Origin of the sequence: Catellatospora sichuanensis (assembly GCF_007483665.1) — a bacterium.
GTDB classification, from domain to species: Bacteria; Actinomycetota; Actinomycetes; order Mycobacteriales; family Micromonosporaceae; genus Catellatospora; species Catellatospora sichuanensis.
In genome coordinates, this window is sequence record NZ_VIQO01000034.1 from 138,597 (window position 1) to 150,299 (window position 11,703).

Here is an 11,703-nt window from a genome sequence, read left to right on the forward strand (position 1 = left end):
CATCGTGATCAAGATGACATGCGGTGGTACGCGAGCAACTTGGCCAGCAGCGTGGTCAGCTGTGTGCGCTCCGCGGCGCTCAGTGGCGTGAGCAGCTGCTCCTGCACGGTGGCGAGCTGTTCGTCGAGTGTGGCGAGTTGCCGGCGTCCGGTGGCGGTGAGGGTGACGACATTGCGGCGGCGGTCGTCCAGGTCGGGGGCGCGTTCCACGAGGCCGCGGGCGGCCAGCTCGTTGATGGCGGCGACCAGGTCGGACAGGTGGATGCCGCTGCGCCGGCCGAGGGCGGCCTGGCTGGCGGGGCCGTACTCGTCGAGCGTGGCCAGCACCCTGAAGTGGTAGCCGCGGGCGTCGACGCTGGCCAAACCGTCGGTGACCAGGCGCCCCGCGTACGCCGCGGTCTGCGTCAGCAGCCAGCTCGGCAGCCCGGTCAGGCGGGTGGGCGCGGTGTCGTCGTCGGTCACCTGATCACCCTAACAATCGTTGGTACCCCCAACGAAAGTCACCCGAAACGGCACGCCCGGCGCAAGGCGGCGGGCTTGCTCGGGGTGGGTGCGTCAGCTGGCGGAGACGGCGGCGGTGGAGGAGGACGCGATGCCGCCGGTGATGGCGGCCATGACGGCCATGTTCATCGCGTAGATCACCTTGCCGACGGCCGGCGCCGCCCATTCACCCTCGGCCAGCTCCATGACCCGGTGGCGCATGTCGTCATGGTTGACCTCGGGGAAGTAGTGGCGGTCCAGCATCATGGTGTGGCTCAGCGCGAGCAGGCTGACCGAGTCGCGGTCGGGTTCGGCGATCCGGTTGACCATGTTGCGGATGCGGTCCACCCGGTCCTTCTTGACCGCCTGGTCGACCAGCGGGTAGCGGGGCCGGTGGAACACGCCCACCACCCGGTGGTCCTCGCGCCGCAGCACGCCCTTCGCGACCAGGTTGTCCAGCAGGCGCTGGCGGTGGTGCGGGGATGCCAGATGGTAGATCCACCAGTCGGGCGCGTGGCCCTTGGCGTCTTCGCCGATCTCCGCGAGAGCGGCGTCCTGCGACGGGTCGCCCGTGGGCGTGTGGTCCACGATTTCCACGTGCCCGCGGCGGATCGCGATGCGCCCGAGGTTGGCCAGGCTGAGCAGGACCGCGCCTTCGATGCCGCAGTCGAGGTGGTTGATGGGCACCAGCGGCCTGCCGGTCGCGTCGTCATAACTGAGCAGGACCAGCTGCTCGGCCAGCGAGAGCTCCATAAGTCGAGTTTAGGGGCTTTGGCCTCATATGGGACGGCTACCGGGTGCACTAGGCTGCGGCCATGCGCGAGCACCGCTACGAACTGACCGTCGAGTGGACCGGCAACGAAGGCACCGGGACCGACAGCTACCGCACCTACCGGCGCACCAACGAGGTCAGCGCGCCCGGCCTGCCGACCCTGCCGGGCTCCTCGGACCCGGCGTTCCGCGGCGAGCCCGACCGGTGGAACCCCGAGCAGCTGCTGCTGGCGTCGCTGTCGCAGTGCCACCTGCTGTGGTATCTGCACCTGTGCGCGGTCAACGGCGTCGTCGTCACCGGGTACACCGATCTGCCGCAGGCGACGATGACGGAGGACGACGGCGGCGGCCGGTTCACCGAGGCGGTGCTGCGGCCCCGGGTGACCGTCGCCGACGCGTCGATGACCGAGCAGGCGCTCGCGCTGCACCATGACGCCCACAAGGCCTGCTTCATCGCCAACTCGGTGAACTTCCCGGTGCGCCACGAGCCGGTGATCGTGACGTCCGCCCAGGGCTGAACGTCATCAGCCGAGCAGGGAGCCTTCGCGCAGCCTGCGTGCCCATTGCCGGACCTGGGCCCGGCCGCGCAGCCGGACCACCGCGACCTGCTCGCCACGCTGCTCCAGCAGCGCCGCCACCCGCCCGGCGGGCTTGCCGTGGGAACGCCACGCCCAGCGGATGACGTGCTCGGGATCGGTGAAGATCGTGCGCAGCGGCCCCTCGATGTTGCCGTTCCACAACTCCTCGCGCAGCCACCTGCGGCGCACCGTGCGCCTGGTGACCTGCCACATGACCAGCGGGCGCGGGTGGTCCAACCAGACGACCGTGTCGGCCCGGCCGGACAGCAGATTCCCCAGCTTGTCGCTGTACTGCCACTCGGTCACCCAGCGCGGCTGCGCGGCGAACACGCCGACCTCGTCGGCAAACGCCGCCCGCGGCACCCAGTCCGGCCCGTGGTGCAGCGCGTCCAGCTCGACCCGCGGCAGCGTGAAAGCCGCGGCGATCTCCTTGCTCAACGTGGTCTTCCCGGCCCCGGACGCACCCGTGACCAGGACGCGCCGCGGCTCCCACGGCAGCAGGTCATCGACGGTCAACATCGGCACCGCGAGATTCTAACCCGCAAGATCCCTCACTGCGGTCCCGCCATGATCCCGACGATCTTGCGCGAACTGTTGCACTTATGCCCGGAACGAGTGTGTCGTCCCCATCGTTCGCGCAAGATCGTCGGGGGAGTGGGTCAGCGGACCTCGAGGAGGTCTACGACGAAGACGAGGGTGTCGCCGGGCTTGATGACGCCGCCGGCGCCGCGGTTGCCGTAGGCGAGCTTGGCCGGGATGATCAGCTGGCGGCGGCCGCCTACCTTCATGCCGGCTACGCCGAGGTCCCAGCCCTGGATGACGCGTCCGCCGCCGAGCGGGAACGTGAACGGGGAGCCGCGGTTCCAGGAGGCGTCGAACTCCTCGCCGCCGTCGAAGGTCACGCCCACGTAGTGCACGACGACCTGGCGGCCGGGTACGGCCTCGTCGCCGTCGCCGACGATCAGGTCCGTGATCACCAGGTCGGTCGGGGCCTCGCCCCCGGGGAACTCCACAGTCGGTTTGCTCAAGGTCATAAGGGTCATCCTAGGCGGGGCGCGGAGGACGTTGTCAGCGCAGCGCCGCGGTCGAGCCGCGCACCACGAGTTCCGGGCGGAACATGTACTCGCTGTGCGGGGCCGCGTACCCGCCGATCTCGTCGAGCAGGGCGCGCACCGCGGCCTGGGCCATCGCGCGCACCGGCTGGCGCAGCGTGGTCAACGGCGGATCGGTGTACGCCATCAGCAGCGAGTCGTCGAACCCGACCACCGACACGTCCTGCGGCACGGACAGCCCGTTGGCGCGCACGGCCCGGATCGCGCCGAGCGCCATCAGGTCCGACCCGCACAGCATCGCCGTCACGCCGCGCTCCAGCAGCCGCAGCGCCGCCCCGTGGCCGCCCTCGACCCCGAACGGCGCGATCTCGATCAGCTCCTCGAGGTCGCCGTCGTACAGCCCGGCCATGGCCGCCTGGTAGCCGGCCACCTTGCGCCGGGTCGGCGTGTACCGCCGGGGCCCGCAGACCAGCCCGATCCGCCGGTGCCCCAGCGAGGCCAGATGCGCGACGGCCAGCTCGGCCGCCCCGTGCTCGTCGCACGACACGAACGGCGCGGCCACCCCCGGCAGGAACCCGTTGACCAGCACGAACGGCACGCCGTCGGTGGTCAGTCGGTGGTAGCGGGCCGGGTCGCCGTCGGCGGCGGCGGCGTGCATGCCGGACATGAACACGATCCCGGCGACGTCGCGCTCGCGCATCATGTCGACGTACTCGTCCTCGCTGACCGTGCCCGGGGTCTGCGTGCAGAGCATGGACGTGTAGCCCTGCTGGGCCAGGGTCGACTCGGCGATCTGCGCGAACGCCGGGAAGATCGGGTTGTCCAGCTCGGGCAGGATCAGCCCGACCAGGCCCGCGCCGGTGCGGTGCAGGTGGCCGGGCCGCTCGTAGCCGAGCACGTCCAGCGCGGTGAGCACGGCCTGCCGGGTGCTGGCCGACGCGCCCGGCCGGTCGTTGAGCACCCGGGACACGGTCGCCTGGCTGACCTGCGCCTGCGCGGCGATGTCGGCCAGGCGCGCCCGTGTCTGCGTACCCACCTCAGCCCTTCGTTCCACCGGCGGTCAGGCCGGACACCAGGTGGCGCTGGGCGTAGAGGAAGACCAGCCCGGCGGGGACCGTGACGAGCACCGCGGCGGCGGTCAGGTACTCCCACTGGGCGTTGAACTGCGGCACGAACTGCTGCATACCGTAGGCGAGGGTGAACCGGTCGTCGGTCTGGATGAACGCCGTCGCGTACGCGACCTCACCCCACGCCGTCAGGAACGTGTAGAACGCCGTCACCGCGATACCGGGCCGGGCCAGCGGCATGATGACCCGCCAGAACGTCTGGAACGGCCCGCACCCGTCGATCGACGCGGCCTCGTCCAGCGACGTCGGGATCGAATCGAAGTAACCCTTGAGCATCCACGAGCAGAACGGCACCGCGATCGTCAGGTACGCGATGACCAGCGACGCGTGGGTGTTGATCAGCCCGAGCGTGGCCATGATCTTGTAGATCGGCACGATCAGCACGGCGACCGGGAACATCTGCGTCACCAGGAACACCATCATCAGCTTGCGCCGGCCGGGAAAGTTGAACCGCGACAGCGCGTACCCGGTGGTCGCCGACATCAGGATGCCGATCGTCATCGTGCACAGCGCGATGATCACCGAGTTGAGCATCCAGGTGGGGAAGTTCGTCTCGAACAGCACGTACTCGTAGTTGCCCAAGGTCGGTTCCTTGACCAGCGACAGCTCGCTGCTCTGCACCCACTGCTTGGGCTTGAACGACGACAGCACCACCCACGCGATCGGGAACACCGCGATCAGCGACGCGCCGATCAGCGTCGCGTGCAGGCCGAGCGAGGCCAGCGGGCTGCGCTTGGCCCGGCTGTGCTTGTTCACCTGCGGGGTGTGCGTGGACTGCCCGGCCGTCGTGCCGGGGGCCATGGTCATCGTCATGTCACCACACCTCGCCTTGCTTGCGCAGCGCCCGCCGGTAGAACACGGAGAAGACGAGCAGGATGGACAGGATCAGCACGCCGTACGTCGAGGACAGCGAGTAGTTGCGGATGCCCTCGAACGCCGACCGGAACGCGCCGGTCACCAGGATCTCGGTCTGCCCGGCCGGTTCGCCGCCGGTCACCAGGAAGATGATCGGGAACATGTTGAACGTCCAGATGAAGCCCAGCAGCAGCACCGTCATGCTGACCGAGCGCAGGCCCGGCAGGGTGATGTTGACGAAGCGCTGCCACGGGGTCGCGCCGTCGATCTCGGCGGCCTCGTACTGCTCGCCCGGGATGGTCTGCATACCGCCGAGCAGGGTCACCATCATGAACGGCACGCCCAGCCAGATGTTGGCGACGATCGCGGTGAGCAGCGCGGTCCGCCAGTCGGCGAACCAGGCGACGCGGTCCAGGCCGACGGACTCGAACACGGAGTTGATCAGGCCGAAGTTCTCGTTGAACATGAACCGCCACGCGAACGCGGACACGAACGCGGGCACCGCCCACGGCAGGATCAGCAGCACCCGGTAGATCCCGCGGCCGCGCATCGGCCGGTTGAGCAGCACGGCCAGGCCCAAGCCCAGGCCGTAGTGGAACACCACGCAGGTGACGGTCCAGAGGAGCGTGACGCCGAACTGCTGCCAGAACTCGCCGACCTTGCCGGTGAGGATGTTGACGTAGTTGTCGACGCCGACGATCTCCCATGCGTTCGGGTTCGGCTTGCACACCTCGGTGCCGGTGATCGACTTGCTGCAGATCTCGGCGAGCTGGTTCGCCTCGGTCAGGTTCGTGAACGACAGCAGGATGCCGCGGCCGAGCGGGTAGAAGATCAGGACCCCGAGCACGAGCACGACGGGGGCGACCATCACCCAGGCGTACCAGTGCTTGTCCCAGCTGCGCCGCAGCCGGCCGGGTCGTCGGGTCTCACGCGGCGGGGGGCTGGTCCGGGCCGGCGTGGCGGTGTCTGTGCTCACGGGCGTGCTCCGAGTGGGGTGAAGAGGGGGCGCGGGGGAAGGCCCCGAGGCCGGCCCCCGTGCGGGGACCGGCCTCGGGTGAGGGTCAGGACGCCGTGTAGGCGGTGACGACCTCGGTCTTGTACTTGTTCGCGACCCCGTCGAGGGAGGTCTTCGGGTCCTTGCCCTGGATCAGGACCTCGGTGGCCATCGTGTCGAGCGGGCCGAAGAACTGGCCGCCCTCGGGGATCCACGGGCGGGCCACGGCGGCGGACACGACCGGCTGGAACGCGGCGATGATCGCGTTGTTCTTCACCTTGTCGATGTCGTACGCCGACTTGCGGGTCGGCAGCACGCCCAGCTTGTCGGCCAGGAACGCCTGCGACTGCGCGGAGGACATGAACTTCACGAACGCGATCGCCGCGGCGGCCTTGTCCTGCGCCATGCCGGAGTACAGCACGTAGTTGTGGCCACCGACCGGCGCGCCGGCCTTCGCCGAGCCCGCCGGAACCGCGGCGACGCCGAGGTTGTCGATCCCGCCGAAGGCGGGGGCGTTGCGGAGGTTGTTGACCTCCCACGGGCCGTTGATGATCATGGCGACCTTCTGCTCCTTGAACAGGGTCATCATGGTGCCGTAGGAGTCGTTGGCCGGCGGCTTGACCGCGGCGCCCGACTTGACCAGGTCAGCAGCAACCTGGATACCCGCGACGTTGGCCGCGGAGTTCACGGTGATCTTCTTGGCGGCGGTGTCGACCAGGTCGCCGCCCTCGCCGTAGATGAACGGCAGCAGGAAGTAGCCACCGGCGTTGATGAACAGGCCATCCTTGCCGGTCTTGGCCTTGATCGCAGCCGCGGCGGTCTTCACGTCGGCCCAGGTCTTGGGGGCCTCGGCGATGCCGGCCTTGGCGAAGATCTCCTTGTTGTACATGAGCGCCAGCGAGTCGGTGACCTGCGGCACGCCATAGGTCTTGCCGTCGAACTTGTTCGCCGACATCGGGGTGGCGAAGTAGTCCGACTCGTCGGCCAGCAGCTCGCTGCCGTCGAGGTTGTACAGGTAGCCCAGGGACGCGAACTCCGGCACCCACGCCACCTCGGCGCGCAGGATGTCCGGGGCGCCGGACTTGGCCGCGGCGGCGGTCTTGAACTTGTTCTGCGCCTCGCCGAACGGGACCGACTGGTAGTTGATCTTCACGTTCGGGTAGGTCTTGTTGAACTCGGTGATGAGCTCCTTGAACGCCGGGCCCTCGTTGGCGGGGTCCGACGTGTCCCACCACGTCAGCTCGGCCGACAGGGCCGCGGGGTCGGTCTTGGTGGGTGCCTCGGTCGCGTCGTTGCCACAGGCCGTCACCGCAAGTGCGATGGCAGCGGAGGCAAGAACGGCGATCCCTCTGGCGGTGCGACGCATTATTCGCTCCTCGGGGGTTTGCCTGTCCTTCCAGCGCGCGACGTTAGCAAGAAGTTTCTGATTCAGAAAGTCCTTGCGCCTTTTCCCGCAACCCCGTTACCAAATGGCGTCCACAAACCCGGCAAACCATCACGATGTGCATGCGTGACGCCGTTCACAGCTCTTGATCTACTGAAATCAATTGGCAGACTTTGCTAACAGTTTCAGCAGCTCGGAAACCGGGTGTCCCCGGGCCCGCCGAAGGTGACACAGTGCACCCATGCGCGACCCCGGCCACGACGACCTCCGGCAGGCCCTGCAAGCCCTGCAAGCCGCCCTCGCCCCGCACACCGCCGCCGACTGGGACGTCCCGGCCGGCACGCTCGACTGGACCTGCCGCGACACCGCCGCACACATCGCCCACGACCTCACCGCGTACGCGGGCCAGCTGGCCGCCGCCCCCGACGACGCCTACCTGCCCTGCGACCTGACCGTGCGGCCGCAGGCCACCACCGCCCAGCTGCTGCAGATCATCACCGCCGCGGGCGGGCTGCTCGCCACCGCGCTCGCCGCCGCCGACCCGGACCTGCGGGCCTGGCACTGGGGACCCTGCGACCCCAGCGGCTTCGCCGCCATGGGCATGGCCGAGACCCTGCTGCACACCCACGACATCACCCGCGCCCTCGACCCGGCCTGGCGGCCGCCCGCCGACCTGGCCACGCTGATCCTGCACCGGCTGTTCCCCGACGCCCCCGACGGCGAACCCGCCGCCGTGCTGCTGTGGTGCACCGGCCGCGGCGAACTGCCCGGCCATGCCCACCGCACCGGCTGGACATGGCGCGCCGCCCGCGACTGATGGAAGAACTTGCACCCCCATGAACTTCCCCACAGATAGCTGACCGCCACCGCGTCCGCGCCCTAGGGTCGCGTCATGAGTGCCGACGACGTGAAGGCGCTGCTGCACGAGCGCGGCGCGGCGATCATCGACCATCCCGGCGGAACCCTCTACACCCATCTGGTACGCGTGCACGACCGGCTCGCCGCGCACGGCCTGCCCACGGGGACCGCGCTCGCGGGCCTGGCCCACGCCGCGTACGGCACCGACGGCTTCGACACCGCCCTGCTCACCCTCGACGAGCGCGACCTGCTGCGCTCAGCCGCCGGGCCCGACGCCGAACGGATCGTGCACCGCTACGCCGCGACCCTGCGCAAGGCGACCTGGCGACCGCTCGCTCAGACCCGGCAGCTGCACAGCCGCTTCGACGGCACGGTCGAGACCCTGACTGCCGCCGAGCTGCGCCCCCTGGTCGACGTCAGCATCGTCAACGAGCTCGACCTGTGCGAGCAGAACCCCGACGTCGCCATCCGCTACGGCGACTACTTCCGCACCCTGTTCGCGTCCTGGGCCGACCTGGCATCACCACAGGTCGTCGCCGACGCCCGCGCGGTACTGACGTTCTGACCGCCCAGCGGGTCAAGGCCGGCCGCGGTGGCGTTCCCACTCGTGCGCCAGGATCGACATCACCGTCGCGTCCACCCAGCCGTCCCCGTCGCGCAGCACGTCCCGCAGTACACCCTCGGCGACGAAACCGACCTTCTCGTACACCCGGCGCGCCCGCGGATTGAACGCGAACACCTCCAGTTCGATCCGGTGCAGGCCGAGCCGCTCGAAGCCGTACCCGACGAACAGCCGGATCGCCTCCGTGCCCAGGCCACGATCCCGCCCCGCGGGGCCGATCATCACCCGGAAGTTGCAGCTGAGGTTGGCCGCGTTCCACTCGTTGAACACCACCTCGCCGACGCACGCGTCGCCGGCCCGGTCCACGACAGCCAGGTCCAGCCGGTCCGGCTGAGCGTTGCGAGTGCCGTACCAGCGGCGCAGGATCTTCTCCTGCTCGGCCTCGTTTTCCTCGTCGACGCCGCTGCCGGTCAGCCGGATCACCTCCGGGTCGCGTAGCGCGGCACGGATGCCGTCCAGGTCCGCGTCGGCGAACGGGCGCAGCACGACCTTCTCGCCGGTGAGGGTCGGCTTGACGGTGAAATCGGCGGTCTGTCGGTCGATCACCCCGCGATGATGGCGAGCCGCGGCCCGCAGCGCAAACGGTAAACCCACACCCGCCTCCGGCAGAACCACTCAACGCGGCTTCCGCCACCAGCGCGCCTCATCGGCCAGGGTCACCACCCGCCGTCGACCGAGCCGGCCTTCGATCGTGGCGATCGGCGCCCGTCACAGTACGCCGATGCCCCGCCACCAGCGCGGCCCTCGTCCACGTGCAGGCACGAGCGAACGCCACCCAGCACGCCGATTTGTCCGCGCCGATCCGACACCACCCGCACGGTCACCTCTCCGAGGCGAACGCTATCGGACACGCCATGTCCGGTAGGGCGGCTGAAGTCCGGCCCGACGGCATGGGGCATGCTGGAGGGCGAGTTTCGCGACTGGCGGCACGAGGATGGGAACGACCATCGGGAAGCGAAGCCGCGGAAGCCGACCGCCTGGGTGACCGCGTGAAGGAGCCGCATGTCCGCGCCCGCGACCACCACCGCCCGTCTGCTGCCCGGTAAACCTGTCGCCGACGAGGTTCTCACCGACGTCGCCACCCGCTCCGCCGCGCTGCGCGCCCGTGGCATCACCCCGAGCCTGGCCACCCTGCTCGTCGGCGACGACGACGCCAGCGCGGGCTACATCCGCATCAAACAGCAGCAGGCTGCCGCGCTGGGCTTCGCGTCCCCGCACGAACACCTGCCCGCCACGGCCACCCAGGCCGACGTGCACCGCGTCATCACGGCCTGGAACGACGACCCGGCCGTGCACGGCATGCTCGTGCAGTACCCCATCCCCGGCCACCTCGACTACAACGCCGCCCTGCAGGCCATGGACCCTGACAAGGACGTCGACGGCATGCACCCCATGAACATGGGCCGCCTCGCCCTCGGCATGCCCGGCCCGCTGCCCTGCACACCTGCCGGCATCGAAGCGCTGCTCGCCCACTACGACATCCCCGTCGCAGGCCGGGAGGTCGTCATCCTCGGCCGCGGCGCGACCCTCGGCCGCCCCCTGGCGATGCTGCTGGCGCAGAAGCGCCCCACCGCCGACGCCGCCGTCACCGTCGTGCACACCGGCGTCAAGGACTGGGCCCGCTACACCCGCCGCGCCGACATCCTCATCGCCGCCGCGGGCGTGCCCGGCATCATCCAGCCCGAACACGTCAAGCCCGGCGCCGTCGTGGTCGGCGGCGGCGTGCGCTACGAAGGCCGCCGCATCCTGCCCGACGTCGACGAGTCCTGCGCCGCCGTCGCCGGGGCGATCACCCCGCGTGTCGGCGGCGTCGGCCCCACTACCGTCGCGATGCTGTTCCGCAACGTCGTCGCCGCCGCCGAACGCGCCAACCCGTGACCCACGCGAGGGCCGCGGTCGCTGCACTGCACCGGTACCCGGTCAAGTCGCTGCTCGGTGAGCGGCTCGACAGCGCCGATGTGTCGGGGTCCGGCATGGTCGGTGACCGCGCCCTCGCGCTGCTCGACACCGCCACCGGCCGCGTCGCCAGCGCCAAACACCCTCGGCTCTGGCAGCGGCTGCTCACCCTCACCGCCGCCACCGATCCCCGCGGCGTACGCATCACGGGGCCGGGCGTTGACGTGCACAGCACCGACTCGTCCGCGGCGAAGACCTTGTCAGCACTGCTCGGCCGTGACGTCGAGCTCGTCGACACCCCACCGGAAAAGGCGCAACTCGACCGTGTCGATCCCGATGCCGTGCTGCGCGACGGCATCACAGCTACCCTGCCGCTGCTTACCAGCACTTTTGCGGCTGCGGCGCCGGGCACGTTCTTCGATTTCGCGCCCCTGCACCTCATCACCACCGCGACCCTGCGCCGCATCTCCGCGCTGCACCCCGCGGGCGCCGCCGACCCCCGCCGCTACCGGCCCAACGTCGTCGTCGACACCCCCGGCGACGGCTTCATTGAGGACGGCTGGGTTGGCCGTGAGCTGCGCGTCGGCGACGAGCTCGTGCTACGCGTCATCGTCGCCACGCCACGCTGTGCGATTCCGACTCTCGCGCACGGCGACCTGCCCCGTGATCCTGACGCTTTGCGTGTGCTCGCCCGGCACCACCGTGTTGTGCCGCTTTCTGTGCTGGGTGCCCAGCCGTGTGCGGGCGTCTACGCTCAGATCCTGCATCCTGGCCGTATCCGGCCCGGCGACCCCGTCGGTGACGCCTGACGCGCCATCTGTTGTTGCCCCGCCGCGTCGGCTGGCTCAGGGTTGTGGGTCCTACACAGGGTCGGCGACTGTTGCCGTGGGTTGTCCGATCACGATGCCTGTGTGGCCGAGGTTATGGGTGAACGCGACATTGTGCCCATGCCGTCGCGGGGGTTGTGGTCGTCGGGGATTGTGTTGAGGGTGTGTTGGGTTGTGGGTAGGCGCATGGCGTGGGCTGCGTCGGTGTCGATGATGATGACGCCTTCGTCGGTGAATCGGTCGGCGAGTTGGTTTAGTAC

General features: G+C 69.8%; 15 protein-coding genes and 1 riboswitch. Of the genes, 5 read left to right on the forward strand and 10 right to left on the reverse strand.

The features are described from left to right. Positions 1–8 precede the first annotated feature (8 nt). Both FLL47_RS37240 and FLL47_RS37245 read right to left on the reverse strand, forming a co-directional pair. Positions 9–461 carry a MarR family winged helix-turn-helix transcriptional regulator gene (locus FLL47_RS37240; RefSeq protein WP_144127360.1) on the reverse strand — a complete coding sequence of 151 codons (453 nt, stop codon included), beginning with the start codon at positions 459–461 and terminating at the stop codon, positions 9–11. 93 nt (positions 462–554) lie between these two features. Then, positions 555–1,232: a GOLPH3/VPS74 family protein gene (locus FLL47_RS37245; protein WP_144127361.1), complete on the reverse strand. Its 678-nt coding sequence runs from the start codon at positions 1,230–1,232 to the stop codon at positions 555–557. A 62-nt stretch (positions 1,233–1,294) separates the two neighbouring features. Between FLL47_RS37245 and FLL47_RS37250 the strand changes: the two genes are divergently transcribed. Next, positions 1,295–1,768: an OsmC family protein gene (locus tag FLL47_RS37250; RefSeq protein ID WP_144127362.1), complete on the forward strand. Its 474-nt coding sequence runs from the start codon at positions 1,295–1,297 to the stop codon at positions 1,766–1,768. 6 nt (positions 1,769–1,774) lie between these two features. Here the strand turns inward: FLL47_RS37250 and FLL47_RS37255 are convergent, their stop codons facing one another. From FLL47_RS37255 to FLL47_RS37280, 6 genes are all read right to left on the reverse strand, one after another. Beyond that, entirely contained in the window at positions 1,775–2,347 is a 573-nt protein-coding gene (locus FLL47_RS37255) for a P-loop NTPase family protein (RefSeq protein ID WP_144127386.1), read from the reverse strand. Positions 2,348–2,487: 140 nt separating this feature from the next. Beyond that, on the reverse strand, positions 2,488–2,862 hold the full coding sequence (locus tag FLL47_RS37260; RefSeq protein ID WP_186316139.1) for an FKBP-type peptidyl-prolyl cis-trans isomerase: 375 nt from the start codon (positions 2,860–2,862) through the stop codon (positions 2,488–2,490). Positions 2,863–2,896: 34 nt separating this feature from the next. Next, the gene (locus FLL47_RS37265) at positions 2,897–3,916 is read right to left on the reverse strand and encodes a LacI family DNA-binding transcriptional regulator (RefSeq protein ID WP_144127364.1); all 1,020 of its coding nucleotides are present in this window, start codon (positions 3,914–3,916) and stop codon (positions 2,897–2,899) included. Position 3,917: 1 nt separating this feature from the next. Continuing rightward, complete coding sequence (locus FLL47_RS37270) at positions 3,918–4,808, reverse strand: sugar ABC transporter permease (RefSeq protein WP_246159177.1); 891 nt, start codon at positions 4,806–4,808, stop codon at positions 3,918–3,920. A gap of 13 nt (positions 4,809–4,821) precedes the next feature. Beyond that, entirely contained in the window at positions 4,822–5,838 is a 1,017-nt protein-coding gene (locus FLL47_RS37275) for a carbohydrate ABC transporter permease (RefSeq protein WP_144127365.1), read from the reverse strand. Between the two features lie 85 nt (positions 5,839–5,923). Continuing rightward, entirely contained in the window at positions 5,924–7,222 is a 1,299-nt protein-coding gene (locus FLL47_RS37280; RefSeq protein ID WP_144127366.1) for an extracellular solute-binding protein, read from the reverse strand. 259 nt (positions 7,223–7,481) lie between these two features. On the opposite strand from FLL47_RS37280, the gene FLL47_RS37285 reads away from it, so the two are divergent. Together FLL47_RS37285 and FLL47_RS37290 are read left to right on the forward strand one after the other, a co-directional pair. Beyond that, complete coding sequence (locus FLL47_RS37285) at positions 7,482–8,057, forward strand: maleylpyruvate isomerase N-terminal domain-containing protein (RefSeq protein WP_144127367.1); 576 nt, start codon at positions 7,482–7,484, stop codon at positions 8,055–8,057. A gap of 75 nt (positions 8,058–8,132) precedes the next feature. After that, positions 8,133–8,663, forward strand: coding sequence for a DUF6817 domain-containing protein (locus FLL47_RS37290; protein ID WP_144127368.1), 531 nt, complete (start codon positions 8,133–8,135; stop codon positions 8,661–8,663). A gap of 12 nt (positions 8,664–8,675) precedes the next feature. On the opposite strand, the gene FLL47_RS37295 is transcribed toward FLL47_RS37290, so the two are convergent. After that, positions 8,676–9,266, reverse strand: coding sequence for a GNAT family N-acetyltransferase (locus FLL47_RS37295; protein ID WP_246159170.1), 591 nt, complete (start codon positions 9,264–9,266; stop codon positions 8,676–8,678). 360 nt (positions 9,267–9,626) lie between these two features. After that, a riboswitch (ZMP/ZTP riboswitch) is annotated at positions 9,627–9,710 on the forward strand. A gap of 12 nt (positions 9,711–9,722) precedes the next feature. On the opposite strand from FLL47_RS37295, the gene FLL47_RS37300 reads away from it, so the two are divergent. Both FLL47_RS37300 and FLL47_RS37305 read left to right on the forward strand, forming a co-directional pair. Beyond that, positions 9,723–10,598 (forward strand): bifunctional 5,10-methylenetetrahydrofolate dehydrogenase/5,10-methenyltetrahydrofolate cyclohydrolase, encoded by an 876-nt coding sequence (locus tag FLL47_RS37300; RefSeq protein ID WP_144127369.1) that lies wholly within the window; start codon positions 9,723–9,725, stop codon positions 10,596–10,598. Beyond that, positions 10,595–11,425, forward strand: coding sequence for an MOSC domain-containing protein (locus tag FLL47_RS37305; RefSeq protein WP_246159171.1), 831 nt, complete (start codon positions 10,595–10,597; stop codon positions 11,423–11,425). Before FLL47_RS37300 ends, FLL47_RS37305 begins: the two co-directional genes overlap by 4 nt. A gap of 89 nt (positions 11,426–11,514) precedes the next feature. Here the strand turns inward: FLL47_RS37305 and FLL47_RS43770 are convergent. Next, the coding region (locus FLL47_RS43770; protein WP_222106376.1) for a hypothetical protein at positions 11,515–11,703 on the reverse strand (189 nt) is incomplete at its 5' end.

What these genes read in the sequence shown, in the direction of transcription:
- FLL47_RS37290 (WP_144127368.1), top strand. Translation starts at nt 8,133, where the DNA reads ATGAGTGCCGACGACGTGAAGGCGCTGCTGCACGAGCGCGGCGCGGCG.
- FLL47_RS37255 (WP_144127386.1), bottom strand. Translation starts at nt 2,347, where the DNA reads ATGTTGACCGTCGATGACCTGCTGCCGTGGGAGCCGCGGCGCGTCCTG.
- FLL47_RS37270 (WP_246159177.1), bottom strand. Translation starts at nt 4,808, where the DNA reads ATGGCCCCCGGCACGACGGCCGGGCAGTCCACGCACACCCCGCAGGTG.
- FLL47_RS37280 (WP_144127366.1), bottom strand. Translation starts at nt 7,222, where the DNA reads ATGCGTCGCACCGCCAGAGGGATCGCCGTTCTTGCCTCCGCTGCCATC.
- FLL47_RS37300 (WP_144127369.1), top strand. Translation starts at nt 9,723, where the DNA reads ATGTCCGCGCCCGCGACCACCACCGCCCGTCTGCTGCCCGGTAAACCT.
- FLL47_RS37285 (WP_144127367.1), top strand. Translation starts at nt 7,482, where the DNA reads ATGCGCGACCCCGGCCACGACGACCTCCGGCAGGCCCTGCAAGCCCTG.
- FLL47_RS37260 (WP_186316139.1), bottom strand. Translation starts at nt 2,862, where the DNA reads ATGACCTTGAGCAAACCGACTGTGGAGTTCCCCGGGGGCGAGGCCCCG.
- FLL47_RS37245 (WP_144127361.1), bottom strand. Translation starts at nt 1,232, where the DNA reads ATGGAGCTCTCGCTGGCCGAGCAGCTGGTCCTGCTCAGTTATGACGAC.
- FLL47_RS37250 (WP_144127362.1), top strand. Translation starts at nt 1,295, where the DNA reads ATGCGCGAGCACCGCTACGAACTGACCGTCGAGTGGACCGGCAACGAA.